The following is a 17,570-nucleotide window of genomic DNA, read 5'->3' as shown; positions in this document are numbered from 1 at the left end:
TGTTTTTCTTTAAAGGAGGTGGTTGCTATGTAATAGTAGAATTAGTGGACAAGCATTCTTTTCTAGCAACTCAAAACTAATATGAGGTGATAATGATGGTAAAAGTATTCATTGATGCAGGACATGGTGGAACGGATTCAGGCGCAATAGGAAATGGCTTGCTGGAGAAAAACCTAACATTGCAAATTGCTACTAGAGTCAAAGATATGCTGGTTGCTGAATATAATAATGTAAGTATATTAATGAGTCGGACAGGTGATCAATCTTTAACATTGGCGCAACGTACAAATGCAGCTAATGCTTGGGGAGCAGATTTCCTCCTTTCGGTTCATATTAATGCGGGCGGCGGGACAGGCTATGAGGATTATATTTATCCAGGATCAGGGGCACCTACTACAACCTATCAAAATACGATTCATACAGAAATAGTAAAGCTTGTGAGTTATAATGATCGCGGTAAAAAACAAGAAAACTTCCATATGTTACGTGAGTCAAATATGCCAGCTCTTTTAACGGAGAATGGATTTATAGATAATGCAAATGATGCTACAAAGTTGAAAACATCTTCCTTTATTGAATCGCTTGCCCGAGGTCATGTAAATGGAATCGCCAAAAGCTTTAATCTTCCAAAGAAAAGTACCGCAATTTATCATACTGTAGTGAGTGGTGACACTGTTTATTCATTAAGTCAGAGGTATGGTAGCACAGCCCAGCAAATTAAGGACTGGAATGGGTTGGATGCCAACTACACTATATATATTGGACAAGTATTAAGAGTGAAATAAAGAACGACCAACCCTGCTCACATACGTGGGCGGGGCTTTTTTGTGCATTGGGCAACTGGAAAGTAATCAATTAGTTGAGGGTTGTCCAACTTTGAAGATCAACTCTCCCTCTGATGCGAAAGTCTCGGCGGATACTATATTCAACGTACCATGACACCTTATTCCTATTATGTACGTAGCACCGCCTAACAAGATGTTTTGTTCTGTCATATATATAACAAATGTGTTACAATAGAAGTAGAACAAAGGTAAATAGAGGAGGTAGTACCATGTTCATAGAAATACAAACCAATTCATCCGTTCCAATCTATTTACAACTAGCACAGCAACTTATTGAAGGAATTGCAAGGGGCGAGTTAAAACCAGGTGACTCATTGCCATCGGTTCGTGCATTTGCCGCAGATTTGGGCATGAATATGCATACAGTGAATAAAGCCTATCATTACTTAGAGGAAAAAGAGTTTATACAAATCGTCGCAAAATCAGGCGTTATTATACAACCAAATGGTATACCAAAAGCTACAGCAGAGGAACAACGAAAGTTAGCGGAACAAATTCGCCCATTAGTAGCGGAAGGATTAGTGCTAAAGCTGTCAGAGGAAGAAATGGTCGTCATGGTAAGACAACTCGTGCAAAACATTAAGGAGGGGACATCATGATTGTTTTATTATTTGGCTTCATTTTACTTTTTATCACTATACTACAAGCAATCACACCAAAACTCTTAAAGCAAACGGAAGCATTTGGAGTATATATACCAGAACAATATACGAAAGAACCAACAATCGTAGCATATAAAAAAAGGTACACTTCGGTTGTCTTAACGGTAGGAATTATTGTGCTTGCAACTTATATTATTTGGGCATTAACACAATCTCCGTCAGAAGAAATGCTATCGGTTATTAGTATTGGCGTTCAATTTTGCATACTCTTTATTGGGTTAGGTTATTATTTCATGATGCATGTACGTGTGAAAAGGCTGAAAGAAGTGCAAGGATGGACAACGGGGAAAAAGGAAGTACGTGTAGTAGACTTGCAGTTTCAAGAGAAGCTTAAGCTAATACCACGGATTGTATTTATCATTCCAATGATTATTACAGTAGGCTTAATCATTTACACATTTATGAAATACGCTCAAATGCCGGATATGATTCCTACTCATTGGGGTCCTTCTGGGCAACCTGATGCATTTAGCGAGAAAACCTATTTCAGTGCAATCTCCATGCCACTTATTTTACTAGTCATGCAAGGGATGTTCCTTTTAATGAGTGAAGGGATGAGGTTTGCAGGAGCAAAGATCAATCCAGCCAATAAAAAAACATCTGTGTCACAGCAACTAGCATTCCGAAAATATAGCAGTTGGTTCGCATTATTTATGACAATAACAATGACTTTAATGATGGGTTATTTTCATTTACAAACGATCCATCCAGAGGTTGGACCTGCCTGGGTAATGTTCACACTTCCACTTATCTTTTTAGTGCTAACTTTTGTCGGAGTCGGTATTTATGTAGTGAAGGTTGGACAGAGTGGCTCACGATTAAAGGTAAAAGGGGACAGCCCGAGTCTCGAAGATAAAATCGCAGTCGATGACGATAAATATTGGAAAGGCGGAATCATTTACATCAATAAAGATGATCCTAGCATTTTAGTTGAAAAGCGGTTTGGTGTTGGTTGGACACTTAATTTTGGGAGACCAATAAGTTGGATTGTTTTATTTGCACCGCTTATTTTAATTATAGTTATCGCATTTAGTTTATAGCGTTATATGGATTCATCATTTAGGTGTAAGAAAAATTTGCGACATAAAGGAGCGATTTATATGTTAGTAGTTACAACGGAAAAGATAGAAGGATATAAAATTGTTGAAGTTAAAGGGCCTGCATATGGTCTAATTGTAAGAAGTAGAGGGCTTGGCGGAGACATTATGGCGGGACTGAAAGGTTTAGTTGGTGGGGAGATCAAGCAATATACCGCGATGCTAGAGGATTCAAGGAAAGAAGCAATGGACCGAATGATAAAAAATGCACATCTTATGAATGCGAACGCTATCGTTATGATGCGATATGATTCAGGCGAGATTGGTAATAATATGAGTGAGATTGTGGCATACGGAACAGCAGTTGTTGTAGAGAAACTATGACAGCAATCATCGTTATAGTAGGTATATATTTATTGCAAATTATAGCCGTTGTAGCTTTTATTTTGCTTGGGTACTTTATTTACGATAAACGGTTTAGACGCAATCATGGAACAAAAGTGGCAGAAGGCTTTGAGCGAACAGAAGAGGTCAATCTTGACCCTGTTACAGGTGAGAAAACGAGGGTATATTATAATCCCACAACAGGTGAACGTTTTTATAAGAAAGAATGAAAAAAAGCGTCTCCGAAAGAAACGCTTCAACTATGCATCTGGACAAATAAATAAAAGTTAAACACAGCGGGCAATAACAAGGCCAATGATAAAAAAATGATTGCAGCTATCTTAGATTGCTTTGTAATCCGCTCATCACCTTTACGCAAATTTTCAATAAAGGTTAAGATGAAATAAAAGCATAAAATCCAGCACATAGTAGAAATAATACCAAGCCAGTTACCTGTAAATAATGGTGTCATTATACTCACCACACTTTCTGACCATAGTAAAAAGCAGCTTACCCAACTAAAGGTAGCTGCTTATTTTAATTACTGTCCAGCTTTAGCGCCTTACCCCTCGGGGTCAAATGGGGAAAAGCTGCTCCTGCGCAAGCTCGTCGCAAACAAAATCGCTTGTGGTGGCTGGGAAGCTGTTTCCTCGCTTTTTCCCATTTGCCTGTCGGGGCAGACATAGGCGCTTACGCTTTTCTATTTATTCAGCGTCGAATACTTCTACTTTTTCCATTTTCGCGCCGTTTTTCATAGCTGTTGCTACTTCAAGACCGCTAGTAACTTTACCGAAAACCGTGTGAACACCGTTTAAGTGTGGTTGTGGTTCATGCACGATAAAGAATTGGCTTGAGCCTGTATCTTTTCCAGCGTGAGCCATAGATAGGCTACCTGCTTCGTGTTTGTGTGGGTTGCCAGCAGTTTCACATTTAATCGTTTTACCGCTACCACCCATACCTGTACCAGTTGGATCTCCACCTTGGCTTACAAAACCAGGAATAACACGGTGGAAAATAACCCCGTTATAAAACCCGCTATTTGCTAGCTCTTCAAAGTTTGCAACTGTGTTTGGTGCTTCATTTGGGAACAAATCAAATTCGATTTTTTCGCCTGTGTCCATTAAAAAATAACCTTTTTTCGCCATTCAAAACACTCCTTTTTTCAAAATAAATCCTTCATCAGTATAGCACGTGTATAGTGCATTTTCCAAAAATCATTGCTTCACTTGCTTCTCTAAGAGAGCTATGAAAAATTAGCTATAAAAAACTATAAGCCAAATAATTTCAATTGCTTAACAAGGGCTTATGATGAACAATTTTTATTCTTTATAAGTTCTATAAAACTTTCCATCTGAGGAGCCAGCCACTTATCTTTATGATAAAATAGCTGGCTCCAGAATTGTATAGAGCAATCTTTTACATCAATAATAGCCAACTCATCTTTGATTATACTTTCTTTGATGGCGTATTCAGGTAAAAATGAGATGCCAAGCCCCTTTTTAAGCAGTTTAATAATAGCACTTGTATTATCTATTACAAATAAAGGTTGGATAGTAATACCTTGTTGCATTGCAACTTCATCCAATGAGTTTCTATAAAAACCATTATTCTCCGTTAATATAAAAGGCTGGTCTACAAGCTCACGCAAAAGGACATCTTTTTTATGTGCAAAAGGATTGTCGGGATGTGAAACAAAAACTATCTTAACGGGCTCTGACCAAGCACAAACGAAGTCTGTGCTGTGCATTTTCTTGCCAAGAAAATAAACAATATCCAATTCATTCTGCTTTAACATTTGGAATAATTCATCTGCTGGAGAAGTCCTTGTTTGTACCTTGACTAAGGGAAGCAATTTATTATATTCCGGAAGTTTTTCTGACAGAATCCACATTAACAACGATTCTAAAATACCAATCCGAATACTGCCCTCAATTTTATCTGGTCGTTTGCCAATTAACTTCGCCTGTTCTGAAATATTCACAAGCTGGTTGGCGTAATGCATAAAACTCTTTCCGTTTGCAGTAAGCTCTATTCTTTTTCCTATACGATCAAAAAGAACAGTACCTAACTCTTCTTCCAACTGTTTAATTTGGATTGTAACTGTAGACTGGACATACCCTAGTTGATTGGCTGCTCCGGTAAAGGAACCTATTTCAGCCACACATAGGAATGTAATTATATTTCTAAACTCCATAGCACTTACACCAACAATCTATCAAAATTTTAAATGATATTCATCAAATCCATTCATTTTACGAATGAAATATAACCATTATACAATAAGTTCAGTAAAACTAAATATCAGAAAATAAAAATAATAAAGAGGGATGTATGGATATGGGAAAAATGGATTATTTGATGAATAAACCGGTAGCGGTGATTGGCGCTGGAGCTGTCGGAAAGACTTGTGCTGCTGATGCAAAATTGGCTGGGCAGGAGGTACGGCTGTATGATGCAATGCCTTTCGCCGAAAAAAGTTTGGCGGGATTGCAAAGAACTGGTATTGAACTTGATGGTATTCAAAGAAATCTATATAACTTCAAACGCTCAGGAATCGCAAAAATCGATGTAGTAACTACAGATATTGAGGAGGCGGTAAAGGGAGCTGGGCATATAGTTGTTGCAATTCCGGCTATTGGGCATGAGCCATTGTTTAAATCATTGATCCCAGTTTTAGAAGACGGACAGGTCGTGAATATCTTTACGGATAATTTTGGAACCTTGTTATTGCGGAAAATGATGAGAGAAGCAGGATGTACAAAAAAAGTCATAGTCGGTGGTTGGTCTAGCGCTCCTTATGGCACAAGAATTGAAACTGTCGGTGGTTTTATGTTCCCGCATGTTGGAGTAAAGTATCGTGCTATTACTTTACGTGGTGCTACTCTCCCTATGACTGACGCAGATGATTTCATTGAAGCATCAAAATACCTATCCTGTATGGACGCTGTAACTCAGGGCGATGGGGCAGTAAAAGGCGATACTGTCCTTGACATCGGCTTCAGTAATATCAACCCGGTCATCCATGTACCAGCAACGATACTTGGTGTATCCACAATGGAAAACTGGGGCAAGATTTTTGGAGATTTTGATAAAACTGGTTACTCCATGTATGCTCATGCTCTTTGCCCTTCCATTTGTGAAGTGCAATACCAGTTCTATAATGAAGAAATCAAACTCGCAGAAGGTATAGGTGTTGACTTACCTAGGTACTCCTACGAATCCTTCTTTCAAAGACGCAGTATATTGGCTCAGGAATACATGGGACTTGATAAAGATGGCAAAGACAATATGTTCCTTCCACTTGATCTACCAACTACAGAAGCAAATGCGGGTCCCAATAGTATACATCATCGTTACTTAACAGAAGATGTACCAGTTGGATGCAAAGTTTATCATGAACTGGGTGTACAGTATGGGATTAGTACTCCTATTATCGATTCCATGATGGTAATGGCCGGAGCCATGCTGAAAAAAAATTATTTTGAGGAAGGTTATTCACTCGATTATCTTGGTATTAAAGGGATGGATAGAGCGACTCTACTTGATTATCTAAATACGGGAAACTACCTAGGTGAATAAACTATAACTTTTAACTTTAGTGGAGATGACACTATCATCTCCACTTGTTAAATTAAGGAGTGTTGAACATGAAATTTGTAACCGATTACAAAGTCGAAGATTATATTCTTGATACAGAATGGGAGAAACTTCCTGAGCTAATTCAACGACGTGCAATAGTTTGTAGTATTGATTTGATGATGGCCTTGTTACTTGGGAGTAAGGGCAAACAATTTGATGTGGGCGTAAGACTTGCAGAATTAAACTGCAAAGATGGAGATATCCCTATTATCGGTAACGATAGAACTTTTAATTTTCTAGGGGCGACTATTGCGATGTCGCATGCTTCAAATTCATTCGACATTGATGATGGTCACAATATGATCAAAGGGCATCCTGGAACGTCTTTTGTTGCGGGTATTTTGGCTGCTAGCCTAGAAAAAAATGTTACATATAAAGAGTATCTTACTACTTTAGTTGTTGCTTATGAAGTTACTATCCGTTGGGCGCTTGCAGAGCAAAAACATTATGACTACTTACATAGCTCAGGTACGTATGGTGCCTTTGGAACAGCGGCTGGAGTAGGAAGATTGTATGGTCTAAGTAAAGAACAACTGAATAATACTTTGTCGATTGCTGACTTTCATGCGCCACTCACCCCTGTTATGCGCTCAGTGGAATATCCATCGATGAATAAAGATGGGGTACCATTCGGTGCATTAGTAGGGGCGATGGCCATACAGGAAACATTAGCAGGAAGCACTGGGTATGGCTATCTTTTAGAAGCACCAGAGTTCCGCCACTTGGTTGAGACACTTGGAGAAAGTTACGAAATTATGAACCTGTACTTTAAACCTTATACATGCTGTCGTTGGGCACATCAACCAATTAAAGCCTGTTTAGATTTAATGGAGAAATATGAATTTATAGCGGAAGATGTCAAAGAGATAACTGTATATACATTTGACTCTGCTGCAAAATTGAGTAAAAAAATCCCGCAAACAACTGATGAGGCTCAATATAATATTGCCTATCCGATTGCTGCCGCATTGGTTCATGGTGACCTTGGATATAAGCAGGTAAGAGATGAGGCGCTTGATAACCCACAGGTAATTGAGATGATGAAACGCCTGAATTTTGTAACAGACCCTGAAATCGATAGTCTCTTCCCAGAGAAGCGTATGGCAAGGGTTGATATCACGCTAAATGATGGTACAGAACTACAGTCTGAACTTTATGACGCACCAGGAGAGGCATCAGACAAAGTCGATATAGAATGGATCAACAAAAAGTTTATGCGTATCACACAACCAGTGCTTAGTGCAACGAACCAAGAAGAACTGTTCGGTTTGCTTCAAAATAATCTTGATATTCCAATCCGCACAATAGTTGATTTCGTAAATAACCTTAAATGATCATTTAAAAAATACTGGTATAGTAAAGTAGAGATGATGTTGAAAAAATAGTTTTGATTATTGATAATGAATGGGAAAATAGATAGCGTTTACTTTATCGACTTTTCCATTTAGGTATCTCACAAATGATTTATAGGGAGTGAAATATATGTTTGAATTAGAGCTTGATATGTATCAGGCAGCTGGGGTTGCAGCTGTTATGTTCTGGATTGGATCTTGGGCAGTAAAGAAAAGCAGTTTCTTAAGTAAGTATTGTATTCCCGCCCCATTGGTCGGTGGCCTATTATTTGCATTAGTAAACACAGTGCTCAATGCTACTGGTATTATGACAATTTCTTTAGACACCACCCTACAAAATATATTGATGAATGTTTTTTTCACCACGATTGGTTTTTCTGCTAGCATAACCCTCATTAAGAAAGGCGGCAAGCAGATTTTGTTCATCTTGCTCCTCTCAGTCGTAGTCCTTACAGTGCAAAATGGAATTGGGAGCGGTATCGCCTCTTTGTTTGGCATAGACCCTAGGCTCGGGTTAGCTGTTGGCTCTATCTCATTGATGGGTGGTCCAGGCACAGCAGCGGCATTTGGGGCTGTTATGGAAAGTCCAGTCTATGGAGTACAGGGGGCTTCTGCAGTCGGTCTAGCAGCTGCTACTTTTGGATTGGTATCAGGTAGCATATTAGGGGGACCTATAATGCGCAGACGACTTAATCAGCTATCTCTTAGCGAAAAAGCTGTTACGAAAGAAGAAGTAGAAGAAATGAAAGCGCCTACAATGATAAAGACTAATATGAACAATTTTGTCAGTGCAGCCATGCTTCTAGCACTTGCTTTAGGTTCCGGGGTAGTACTATCGAAAATTATGGCGGCCTCCGGTATAACTTTTCCTGACTATATGGGAGCGCTGGTTATGGGAGCTGTTATACGTAACGTTGTCGAAGCAATCGGCCGTCACCATTATCCGAACGAGGAAATGGAAATATGTGGTGAAGCTTCGCTATCCTTATTCCTTGCTATGGCCTTAATGGGTCTGAAGCTTTGGGTACTAGCAAACCTAGCACTTCCTATAATGGTCATTCTAATTGCTCAAGTCGCATTCATGTTTCTGTTCAGTTACTATGTAATTTTCAAGTTGCTTGGAAAAAATTATGAGTCGGCAGTCCAGACAGCGGGCTTCATTGGTTATGCAATGGGATCCATGTCTAACGCAATGGCTAACATGCAGGCGATCACTAAGAAATATGGTATAGCTCCGACTGCTTACCTTGCTATTCCTATAGGTGGCATGATTTCAGATTTCTTTAATGCAGTCGTTATTACAGGGTTCTTAAACTTTTTCACTGGATAATGCATAGATCAGACGTATCATGCGAGGGAAAAGACGGAGATACATCAAAGTCTTATTTATTGCTATTAAAGTAATTAACAGTAGAGATTAATGTAATAATAGAAAAACCGTCGCCACTAAATCTGGCGACGGACATTAAAAAATGTATCTTCGTTTAAAAAATACTTATCAAGCAATTTTATCTATATCTTTCATAGCATCACGATCATGTTTGTATTTAAAGCTCACGGCAAAAATAATGGCAAGAACGATTGTATAGGAACCAAAGATTAACCAAATATTTTGCCAATCTTTTACACCATCAACAGTGAAGTAATCCACGATTTTACCGCTAATGATTGCACCCAAATAGGTGCCCAGTCCGTTTACCATAGTCATGAATAAGCCTTGTGCGCTACCGCGAATGCTACTATCTACTTCTTTCTCTACAAAAATGGATCCGGATATATTAAAGAAGTCAAAGGCAGCACCATACACAATCATGGATAATAGTAATAAGCTGAATCCTAAGCCGGATGGTTCACCAAAAGCGAAGAGAACAAAGCGCAATGTCCATGCTACCATACTTAATAGGATAACCGTCTTAATTCCAAATCTGCGTAAGAAAAATGGAATGGCTAAAATAAATACTACCTCTGAAATTTGTCCAATGGATAATAGTATGGCTGGGTACTTAACCGCAAGACTATCTTTAAAGCTAGGATTTAATGCAAAGTCATGTATAAATGGATCAGCGAAAGTGGTGTTAATTTGCAGGGCTGCGCCTAGCAACATAGCAAAAAGGAAAAAGACCGCCATTTTCTTTTGTTTAAACAGTACGAGCGCATCGAGTCCTAAACGACTGACTAGAGATGCATCCTTCTTGGCAGTTGTTGTTGGAACATTAGGTAGTGCAAGTGAAAACAGCGCAAGTATTAGAGCTGCTCCTGATCCAATATATAGCTGCATATTGCTTAACTCAAATCCCAAAAGACTGATTGTCCATAAGGCAAGGATAAAGCTAACAGTTCCATAAACACGAACGGAAGGGAATGTTTTTGTTGTGTCATGTCCTTCTTTTTCAAGACCAAAATAAGAAATGGTATACCCTAAAGAAATTGTCGGCATATAGACCATTGCGTTAAAAAGCATTACCCAAAACAAAAGACTAGGGTCTGAAACCTTCGCAGCAATAAATAAACAAATAGCCCCTAAAAAGTGAAGAATTCCATATAATCTATTTGCCTTTACAAAGCGGTCGGCAATAATCCCTATAAGACTCGGCATTATGAGAGAAGCAAGTCCAATGGAGCTATAAACAAGCCCAACTTCTGAGCCGGTAAAATGCAAAGTATTGAACATATAAGATCCAAGTGTAACAAGCCAAGAACCCCAAACGAAAAACTGTAGAAAAATCATTATTTTAAGGCGCGATTTAATTGTCATTTCTTCCTCCTATTGAATTACGGCGCCTATCTTTTTTTAGTTCACCGGTTATTTAATATCTAGATAATTTAATTTACTTTTTTCGCTAACTGAGTAATATAATCGAAGAAAGCGTCGCGATTCACGTCATAAACTACATTTACAGGTCGACCATTAGCTGTTTCTTCTGTACGGCCTTGACTTGGTCCGTTTGTATGAACAATACTATTAACCCTTTTTACTTTTACGAGATCAGAGTTACCAACAAAGGCTGTAGTTAAAACATCCCACAAAAAGTACGTAGAGTTCGTTGTAAAATGAACCAGTGGCGGACACATCGCATAACATTGACCAAGAAAATCAACACCTAAATATTTACGTTCAGATGCCCAACGTTTTCGTATATCTTCCGTAAGTGGTACTTGGCTTGTACTTTCGAGAGCCACTAAATCAATTTCTATGCTGCTATCCCATACACGACCTGCTGCCTCAGGATCCCAGAACACATTCCATTCTGCTGTGCCATCATGTTCGGGCTCTTCCACATTTCCTGTTTCACGAAATGTTCCACCCATCCAAACAAGACGTTCAATTTTCTCTTCAATTGAAGGATCTTCGTCTAATGCGCGAGCAAGATCAGTAAGTGGGCCAGTGAATAGAAGGGTTGTTTTTTCGGTAGATGCGTGGATGGCATCTATTATATGAAGATGTGCTGTTTTCTCTGCTACAGGTGTGTCAATCTTACCGGATTCATTTAAAATCGGTAGAGCATCAACGAAGAAAGCATGCAAACGCCAATCCTTTGGAAATGGATTTTTTCCGCGAGAATTTGATTCAGCCACATCCAGACTTCCGTGACCAAATCGGTCCATAATTTTACGACTTGCAAACATCGCAGGTTCTAAATAACAATCAGCTGGAATGACGGATACACCAGTCAGTTCAACGTTGTCCATTTGCATTAATAAAAACAACGAAACAAGATCATCAACGCCTCCGTCATGATTAAAGTAAATTTTCTTTTTCATTATCTATCGATCCTTTCCTAATTGTATTTTGCTTTATAAAATGCCTGGTATATCGTTTCGTATTTTATTATGACAATCTAGAAAAGAATTATTTCCTAAACGAAAAAAACGCTCCGATTTCTACCGGAGCGTTGACTAGGTATATGTAAATATGAAAAAAGGATTGAATCCTTCATCCATCTTACAATTAACTCGTAGTCAAGCCCTTTACGGTGGCTTGGTAGAAACTTTTGGGCCATATCCCCAACATTATACGACATAATTCGACATTGTTTTTTTATAATAACTATTACATATGGTTTAGTCAATAAAAATTCTAATCCAATTTTATATAATGAAAAATTATTGAAAGAATAGCAATCAAAAAAGATAGGGTAGGTAAAAGGTTTTCAGTGAATAAAAAAATCCGAACTATTCTACGAAACTTTAATTTATTGTTTCGTGATAGTTCGGATTTTGTATTTACATTGCTTGATAAATTGGTGATTATTCGGATTTTATAATGGATATATTATAAATGTCCTTGTCTCTTTCATAACCATTACTATTGCCAACCTTTCATTACCATGAAGGAATGATAGATCTATCAAATCTTTCTTCGATGAATTGTTTCACTTCTTCCGAACGATACAAATCGATAAATTGTTGAATCACTTCTTCATCTTTTGATTCAGTTCGAACGGCGATAATATTCACGAAAGGAGAATCTTTTGACTCAATAAAAATAGAGTCATCAGCTGGTGATAAACCAGCATCTATTACGAAGTTTGTATTGATGGCTGCTGCATCCAACTCATTTAATTGACGAGGGATTTGTGCTGCATCAAGTTCTACAAATTGGAAATTCTTCGTATTCTCTTCAATATCATGGATGGTAGCATTAGTATCTAGACCTTCTTTAAGCTTAATCATTCCTGCACTTTCAAATAGCATCAGTGCTCGTCCACCTTGAGTCGGGTCGTTTGGTAATCCAATTTTCGCACCATCTGTCAGTTCATTCACATCTTTTACTTGATTGGAGTAAATGCCCATTGGGAAAGTGACTGTTTTACCTACATCAACGAGATCCAAATTACGGTCTTTTTTCATTTGTTCAAAGAAAGGAATCGTTTGGAAGATATTCATGTCAATCTCTTTCTCGGACAAAGCAACATTCGGCATTACGTAGTCGGAAAAAACTTGTAGATCAATTTTAAGACCATCCTTTTCTGCCAGCTCTTTCACTTTTTCCACGATTTCTTCGTGTGGACCGGCAGTTACCCCAACGGTTAAAACGCCATCACTTAATAAGTCTTCATTTGCTTCCTCTGATTTTTCTTTACCACCGCAAGCAGCGAGTACTGTTAAAACTAAAATGAGTAGTCCTGTAAATAAATACTTTTTCATCATTTTTCTCCTATCTGTTGTTTTCTTGGTTGTAGCAGAAATAATAAAAACCTCTCATAAATGAGAGGTTCATAAGCATTTTGAAAATACGCAGAAGTCCTCTCTCATTTTTCAAAACGATATCGTTTTGCAGGATTTAGCACCTTTCCATACATAAACATATGGTTGGTTGCCGAGCTTCAACGGGCCAGTCCCTCTGCTACTCTTCATGAGAGATAAATATTATTTCATTTTTCTTAATGTTTATTACTATACTTGACCAGAGTAACTTCGTCAATACAAATTCAAAATAAACAAATTATTGTTTTGCATATCAGTGTATGTATAGTATGAAAATGATAAGATACAAAAAGAGGTGAATTATTATGAACGGACAAAATAGAAAAGACATTAAACCAGGATTAGAAGTATATATCATCCTGAAAAAAGACCAACGAACAGGTCAAAAAACGAGAGGTATCGTGAAAGACTTGTTAACCAATTCATCCTTCCATCCACATGGCATTAAAGTTCGACTAACGGATGGACAAGTAGGAAGAGTATGTGAAATTATCGAAAAATAAGGAGCGCAAAACAGATGAACGTAGAATCACAAATATTGCAATGGTTTGGTCACTTTCATAAATATCCGGAAGTGAGCTGGAAGGAATACGAAACGACGAACAAGCTTGCAGAAATACTGGATGAATTACAAGTATCTTATCGTAGATTCGATGATGTGACGGGGTTACTGGCTGAAATAGGGGAAGGCGATGAAGTTATCGCAGTTCGTGCGGATATCGACGCACTTTGGCAAGAAGTAGATGGCGAATTTCGTGCCAATCATTCATGTGGACATGATGCGAATATTTCGATGGTTTTAGGAGCTTTATTATTACTGAAAGACGAAAAACTAGGCAAGCGTCTCCGCTTTATATTCCAACCTGCAGAGGAAAAAGGAAATGGTGCCAATGCGATGATTGACAGAGGGGCATTAGAAGGCGTAACGCATTTATTTGGCGTGCACTTACGACCAATTGAAGAGCTTCCTTTTGGAAAAGTTTCTCCCGCAATACATCACGGAGCAGCGATGTTTTTAGAGGGAAAAATTACTGGAATTGATGCGCATGGGGCACGTCCACATCAAGGTAAAAATGCTATTGATGTGACAGTGGCGATCCATCAGGCACTAAAAAACCTTTATTTTTCACCGTTCGAATCGTATTCTGCGAAACTAACGAAAATTCAAGCAGGCGGAGAAAATGCGAATATTATTCCTGGTACTGCTACGTTTTCAATCGATGTACGTGCACAAAAGAATGCTATTTTATCTCAAATGAAAGACCAAATAGAAAAGGATTTACAAGCTATTAAACAATTATTTGATATAGAAATAGAGTGGAAATGGGAGGACATCACGCCAGGCGCAGAAGTTTCTAAAGAAGCAGCGGCTATGACGAGAGAAGGAATTATCGAAGCAGTTGGAATAGAAAATCTTGCAGAAGAAGTGATTACTTCTGGAAGTGATGATTTTCACTTTTATACGGTTAGACATCCTGAAGTGAAGGCTGCCATGATTGGCATTGGAGCAGATCTTGCACCAGGTTTACATCATCCGAATATGACTTTTAACTATGAGGCGCTTGCAATTGGTTCAAAAGTTATAGCGAAAACGCTTTCAAATAGTTCTAAAAAGCATTGACGGTTCATTGATTTGTCTATATTATTTCATATTAGCGACTATTAAACGTCAATTAAGAATTGTCGCAATAGTTCACAAAGGGGAAAATAATATGGGAGAAAAAGATAAAGTATCTGCTAAAAAGGAAATGTCTTTATTATGGGCTATGACACCATTACTTGTGATGATTTTATGTATGGTTGTTGCAGTCGTTGTTTTGGAACAAGGACCACATATACCGTTAATCATCGGTACAGCTGTTGCTGCATTAGTAGCTTGGAAGCATGGTTTTAAGTGGAATGATATTGAAGAAATGATGTACAAGGGGATAAAACTAGCATTACCGGCAGTCGTTATTATTATGTTAGTAGGACTCACGATTGGAGCTTGGATTGGTGGTGGAATAGTTGCAACGATGATCTATTATGGGCTAAAAATAATAACACCAGCATTGTTTTTAGTAACTATTTGCGTCATTTGTATGATTGTTTCATTAGCTATCGGCAGTTCTTGGTCCACTATGGGAACTATTGGTGTCGCAGGGATGGGTATTGGACTTAGTATGGGTATTCCGGCACCTATTATTGCGGGGGCAGTTATTTCAGGTGCTTATTTTGGGGACAAGATGTCGCCACTTTCGGATACAACAAATCTAGCAGCAGGATTGACTAATACAGATCTATTTGTACATATTCGACATATGTTATATACCACAGTACCAGGGATTCTTATCTCGTTGGGTGTATATGGCTTTTTAGGTATGAAGTATAAGAACAGCAATATTGATCAAGAGAGTATTCAGCAAACTATCTCCATGTTAGAAAAAAGTTTTGTGATTTCTCCTTGGTTATTGCTCATACCGGTAGCTGTAATTGTTCTAGTTGCATTAAAGGTACCGGCAATACCAGCTTTAGTTATAGGGATAATATTAGGATCTTTCTCACAAGTGTTTATACAAGGTGGAAGCCTTTCAGAAGCGATTGGAGCGCTCCAAAGTGGTTTTGTTATTGAAACTGGAAATGTAATGGTTGATGATTTATTTAATCGTGGTGGGCTTGATTCCATGATGTATACGGTTTCAATGACACTTGTTGCAATGACTTTTGGAGGGATACTGGAATATTCCGGTATGCTCCAATCGATTATGAATCAGATTCTGAAGTTAGCAAAATCAGCAGGAACACTAGTAGCGTCTACAATTCTTGCTTGTTTTACAACAAATGCAACTTGTTCAGAACAATACATTTCTATTGTCGTGCCATCTCGCATGTTTTCAAATGCTTATACAAAAATGGGACTACATTCGAAAAATCTTTCAAGGGCTTTAGAAGACGGTGGAACATTAACGTCTGTATTTATCCCTTGGAATACTTGTGGTGTTTTCATATTAGGAACGTTAGGGGTTGGGGCATTTGAGTATGCACCATACGCTATACTAAATTATATTGTTCCATTGTTGTCTATTGGATATGCAATAACTGGATTTACTATTCAGAAGTTAACAAAAGCAGAAATGGTTGCTTTGAAGCAAAAAGAAGCAATGGAAGCATAAAGGAAAAAGGAAAGTTCAGTTTAATTGAACTTTCCTTTTCTTAATAAGTAGGGAAATTGAATTCATAAATTGCCCGGGGGCGTCCTTGCTGATAAGTCATCTCTTCTCCAACTACTCGGGCATATCCATGGTCTACTAGCTTTTTCAATAATCGTTCCGTCGTTCTTCTGCTCACTTGTAAATAGACTTCCAAGTCATGTGCGGTAAATTCAACGGAGCTATGCGAACGACTAAATTGCATGATTTTCGATAAGTTTGCGGGACTTAACTTCGTATTTTTAGCTATTTGTACGAGTTTTGGGTCATTTGTTTTCAGTTGTACTTGTTGTTGACGATTAGGATATGGACCAAGTAATTCTTTATGGTCGTTTATTAAATAAGCGGAGTTCTCAGCTACATACGGCAAAGCATCTTTAGCATTTTGTGTTGCTTCTACGACTGTTTTTCCGTAGCCAAACGCTATTTTGACAGGGAGGGAAACAAGTTCAAACCAATGCTCAATTATATTGCTCTCCAGAGCTATTTGCACATTGCCTTGGGTAGAAATAAACGTATATAAATGGTCAGGTGTAGGAATGTAGTTTGCTTGAATCGTACCAGCTATTTTCTTTAGTATTTCTTCTGAAATTACTTGGTTTGATTGAATGTATCCAATCGCAATTTTTGCTGCCCTACTTTTTGCTAAAAGTGCCATAGATTTCGCATCTTCCAAACCTTTTAAGATATTGCTTTTCGAATCTAACATTCGGATGACGGGAACTTTCTTTTCTTGTAATGCATGAAAAACAGAGTGGATACTCGTAATTGCCAAAGAAGTTTTTCCGCTTTGATGTAATCTTGCATGAAAATCTGCAACTTCTTCTAATTCGAAAGTTGGATCAATTTTTAATGTATGTGGATATTGTTCCGATAGCCCAATATCCTCTAATACATTTTGTATTAATAGCGGTTCGATCAAATCAATCGAAAGCTGTTCGACAGGAATATGTTGAGAAAAGTAAACGGATAATAGGGTTGTTGTGATAACCGTTTCATCTTGTTTTAAGTAATGGGCCGGTATAGGTAATTTATCAATTGCTTCTTTAGCAAATATGTAGGGAAGAGAACCTGAGAAAAACACGACATCGCAAGGTTTAATATTTTTCACGATTTGGGTTGCATCCACTGGTGATTGATAGATATAATAATCCAAACGAGTAGAAACTAACTCATGTTCAAGTTCTTTTAATCGGTCGATAAAGTTAGCAGAGCCTAGCACAGCGATTCGAATATCCATACGTAATCCCCCTTT

General features: G+C 38.1%; 17 protein-coding genes and 2 riboswitches. Of the genes, 11 read left to right on the top strand and 6 right to left on the bottom strand.

Annotated elements, in window-relative coordinates:
- Positions 1-95 precede the first annotated feature (95 nt).
- From ACIP9W_RS15220 to ACIP9W_RS15200, 5 genes are all read left to right on the top strand, one after another.
- Entirely contained in the window at positions 96-785 is a 690-nt protein-coding gene (locus ACIP9W_RS15220) for an N-acetylmuramoyl-L-alanine amidase family protein (RefSeq protein ID WP_400791120.1), read from the top strand.
- A gap of 269 nt (positions 786-1,054) precedes the next feature.
- Positions 1,055-1,444, top strand: a complete 390-nt coding sequence (locus tag ACIP9W_RS15215; RefSeq protein ID WP_400790988.1) for a GntR family transcriptional regulator — start codon at positions 1,055-1,057, stop codon at positions 1,442-1,444.
- Entirely contained in the window at positions 1,441-2,547 is a 1,107-nt protein-coding gene (locus ACIP9W_RS15210; protein WP_400790986.1) for a DUF1648 domain-containing protein, read from the top strand. The genes ACIP9W_RS15215 and ACIP9W_RS15210 overlap by 4 nt, the downstream gene beginning before the upstream one ends.
- Before the next feature lie 60 nt (positions 2,548-2,607).
- Complete coding sequence (locus tag ACIP9W_RS15205) at positions 2,608-2,928, top strand: YbjQ family protein (RefSeq protein WP_142538929.1); 321 nt, start codon at positions 2,608-2,610, stop codon at positions 2,926-2,928.
- The gene (locus ACIP9W_RS15200) at positions 2,925-3,158 is read left to right on the top strand and encodes a hypothetical protein (RefSeq protein WP_142538930.1); all 234 of its coding nucleotides are present in this window, start codon (positions 2,925-2,927) and stop codon (positions 3,156-3,158) included. The genes ACIP9W_RS15205 and ACIP9W_RS15200 overlap by 4 nt, the downstream gene beginning before the upstream one ends.
- A gap of 474 nt (positions 3,159-3,632) precedes the next feature.
- Here the strand turns inward: ACIP9W_RS15200 and ACIP9W_RS15195 are convergent, their stop codons facing one another.
- Both ACIP9W_RS15195 and ACIP9W_RS15190 read right to left on the bottom strand, forming a co-directional pair.
- A complete protein-coding gene (locus ACIP9W_RS15195) occupies positions 3,633-4,073 on the bottom strand; it encodes a peptidylprolyl isomerase (protein ID WP_093270855.1) in 441 nt (146 codons plus the stop codon).
- Positions 4,074-4,231: 158 nt separating this feature from the next.
- Positions 4,232-5,122: a LysR family transcriptional regulator gene (locus tag ACIP9W_RS15190; RefSeq protein ID WP_400790982.1), complete on the bottom strand. Its 891-nt coding sequence runs from the start codon at positions 5,120-5,122 to the stop codon at positions 4,232-4,234.
- A 164-nt stretch (positions 5,123-5,286) separates the two neighbouring features.
- On the opposite strand from ACIP9W_RS15190, the gene ACIP9W_RS15185 reads away from it, so the two are divergent.
- The 3 genes from ACIP9W_RS15185 (at position 5,287) to gltS (ending at position 9,249) form a co-directional block, all read left to right on the top strand.
- Positions 5,287-6,507, top strand: coding sequence for an NAD/NADP-dependent octopine/nopaline dehydrogenase family protein (locus tag ACIP9W_RS15185; protein ID WP_400790979.1), 1,221 nt, complete (start codon positions 5,287-5,289; stop codon positions 6,505-6,507).
- A 68-nt stretch (positions 6,508-6,575) separates the two neighbouring features.
- Positions 6,576-7,901: an MmgE/PrpD family protein gene (locus tag ACIP9W_RS15180; protein WP_400790976.1), complete on the top strand. Its 1,326-nt coding sequence runs from the start codon at positions 6,576-6,578 to the stop codon at positions 7,899-7,901.
- A 148-nt stretch (positions 7,902-8,049) separates the two neighbouring features.
- A complete protein-coding gene (gene gltS / locus ACIP9W_RS15175) occupies positions 8,050-9,249 on the top strand; it encodes a sodium/glutamate symporter (RefSeq protein ID WP_400790974.1) in 1,200 nt (399 codons plus the stop codon).
- Positions 9,250-9,417: 168 nt separating this feature from the next.
- Here the strand turns inward: gltS and ACIP9W_RS15170 are convergent, their stop codons facing one another.
- The 3 genes from ACIP9W_RS15170 to ACIP9W_RS15160 form a co-directional block, all read right to left on the bottom strand.
- A complete protein-coding gene (locus tag ACIP9W_RS15170) occupies positions 9,418-10,674 on the bottom strand; it encodes a nucleoside permease (RefSeq protein ID WP_400790971.1) in 1,257 nt (418 codons plus the stop codon).
- A 68-nt stretch (positions 10,675-10,742) separates the two neighbouring features.
- Positions 10,743-11,681 (bottom strand): nucleoside hydrolase, encoded by a 939-nt coding sequence (locus tag ACIP9W_RS15165; protein ID WP_400790968.1) that lies wholly within the window; start codon positions 11,679-11,681, stop codon positions 10,743-10,745.
- 175 nt (positions 11,682-11,856) lie between these two features.
- Positions 11,857-11,958, bottom strand: a riboswitch (purine riboswitch).
- A gap of 284 nt (positions 11,959-12,242) precedes the next feature.
- Complete coding sequence (locus tag ACIP9W_RS15160) at positions 12,243-13,067, bottom strand: MetQ/NlpA family ABC transporter substrate-binding protein (RefSeq protein WP_400790965.1); 825 nt, start codon at positions 13,065-13,067, stop codon at positions 12,243-12,245.
- Positions 13,068-13,168: 101 nt separating this feature from the next.
- A riboswitch (SAM riboswitch) is annotated at positions 13,169-13,282 on the bottom strand.
- 150 nt (positions 13,283-13,432) lie between these two features.
- On the opposite strand from ACIP9W_RS15160, the gene ACIP9W_RS15155 reads away from it, so the two are divergent.
- The 3 genes from ACIP9W_RS15155 to nhaC all read left to right on the top strand — a co-directional run bounded on the left by ACIP9W_RS15155 (position 13,433) and on the right by nhaC (position 16,279).
- The gene (locus ACIP9W_RS15155) at positions 13,433-13,630 is read left to right on the top strand and encodes a YwbE family protein (protein ID WP_400790962.1); all 198 of its coding nucleotides are present in this window, start codon (positions 13,433-13,435) and stop codon (positions 13,628-13,630) included.
- Between the two features lie 14 nt (positions 13,631-13,644).
- Positions 13,645-14,748 carry an amidohydrolase gene (locus ACIP9W_RS15150; RefSeq protein ID WP_400790959.1) on the top strand — a complete coding sequence of 368 codons (1,104 nt, stop codon included), beginning with the start codon at positions 13,645-13,647 and terminating at the stop codon, positions 14,746-14,748.
- Between the two features lie 127 nt (positions 14,749-14,875).
- Positions 14,876-16,279 (top strand): Na+/H+ antiporter NhaC, encoded by a 1,404-nt coding sequence (nhaC, locus tag ACIP9W_RS15145; RefSeq protein ID WP_400791118.1) that lies wholly within the window; start codon positions 14,876-14,878, stop codon positions 16,277-16,279.
- Positions 16,280-16,319: 40 nt separating this feature from the next.
- Here the strand turns inward: nhaC and ACIP9W_RS15140 are convergent, their stop codons facing one another.
- The gene (locus ACIP9W_RS15140) at positions 16,320-17,555 is read right to left on the bottom strand and encodes a hypothetical protein (protein ID WP_400790957.1); all 1,236 of its coding nucleotides are present in this window, start codon (positions 17,553-17,555) and stop codon (positions 16,320-16,322) included.
- Positions 17,556-17,570: the final 15 nt, after the last annotated feature.

The organism is Psychrobacillus sp. NPDC093180, from assembly GCF_044754065.1.
Classification (GTDB): domain Bacteria; phylum Bacillota; class Bacilli; order Bacillales_A; family Planococcaceae; genus Psychrobacillus.
Note: the sequence above shows the minus strand (reverse complement) of the source record. Positions and strands in the feature narration are given on the sequence as shown.

What these genes read in the sequence shown, in the direction of transcription:
- ACIP9W_RS15220 (WP_400791120.1), top strand. Translation starts at nt 96, where the DNA reads ATGGTAAAAGTATTCATTGATGCAGGACATGGTGGAACGGATTCAGGC.
- ACIP9W_RS15215 (WP_400790988.1), top strand. Translation starts at nt 1,055, where the DNA reads ATGTTCATAGAAATACAAACCAATTCATCCGTTCCAATCTATTTACAA.
- ACIP9W_RS15210 (WP_400790986.1), top strand. Translation starts at nt 1,441, where the DNA reads ATGATTGTTTTATTATTTGGCTTCATTTTACTTTTTATCACTATACTA.
- ACIP9W_RS15205 (WP_142538929.1), top strand. Translation starts at nt 2,608, where the DNA reads ATGTTAGTAGTTACAACGGAAAAGATAGAAGGATATAAAATTGTTGAA.
- ACIP9W_RS15200 (WP_142538930.1), top strand. Translation starts at nt 2,925, where the DNA reads ATGACAGCAATCATCGTTATAGTAGGTATATATTTATTGCAAATTATA.
- ACIP9W_RS15195 (WP_093270855.1), bottom strand. Translation starts at nt 4,073, where the DNA reads ATGGCGAAAAAAGGTTATTTTTTAATGGACACAGGCGAAAAAATCGAA.
- ACIP9W_RS15190 (WP_400790982.1), bottom strand. Translation starts at nt 5,122, where the DNA reads ATGGAGTTTAGAAATATAATTACATTCCTATGTGTGGCTGAAATAGGT.
- ACIP9W_RS15185 (WP_400790979.1), top strand. Translation starts at nt 5,287, where the DNA reads ATGAATAAACCGGTAGCGGTGATTGGCGCTGGAGCTGTCGGAAAGACT.
- ACIP9W_RS15180 (WP_400790976.1), top strand. Translation starts at nt 6,576, where the DNA reads ATGAAATTTGTAACCGATTACAAAGTCGAAGATTATATTCTTGATACA.
- gltS (WP_400790974.1), top strand. Translation starts at nt 8,050, where the DNA reads ATGTTTGAATTAGAGCTTGATATGTATCAGGCAGCTGGGGTTGCAGCT.
- ACIP9W_RS15170 (WP_400790971.1), bottom strand. Translation starts at nt 10,674, where the DNA reads ATGACAATTAAATCGCGCCTTAAAATAATGATTTTTCTACAGTTTTTC.
- ACIP9W_RS15165 (WP_400790968.1), bottom strand. Translation starts at nt 11,681, where the DNA reads ATGAAAAAGAAAATTTACTTTAATCATGACGGAGGCGTTGATGATCTT.
- ACIP9W_RS15160 (WP_400790965.1), bottom strand. Translation starts at nt 13,067, where the DNA reads ATGAAAAAGTATTTATTTACAGGACTACTCATTTTAGTTTTAACAGTA.
- ACIP9W_RS15155 (WP_400790962.1), top strand. Translation starts at nt 13,433, where the DNA reads ATGAACGGACAAAATAGAAAAGACATTAAACCAGGATTAGAAGTATAT.
- ACIP9W_RS15150 (WP_400790959.1), top strand. Translation starts at nt 13,645, where the DNA reads ATGAACGTAGAATCACAAATATTGCAATGGTTTGGTCACTTTCATAAA.
- nhaC (WP_400791118.1), top strand. Translation starts at nt 14,876, where the DNA reads ATGTCTTTATTATGGGCTATGACACCATTACTTGTGATGATTTTATGT.
- ACIP9W_RS15140 (WP_400790957.1), bottom strand. Translation starts at nt 17,555, where the DNA reads ATGGATATTCGAATCGCTGTGCTAGGCTCTGCTAACTTTATCGACCGA.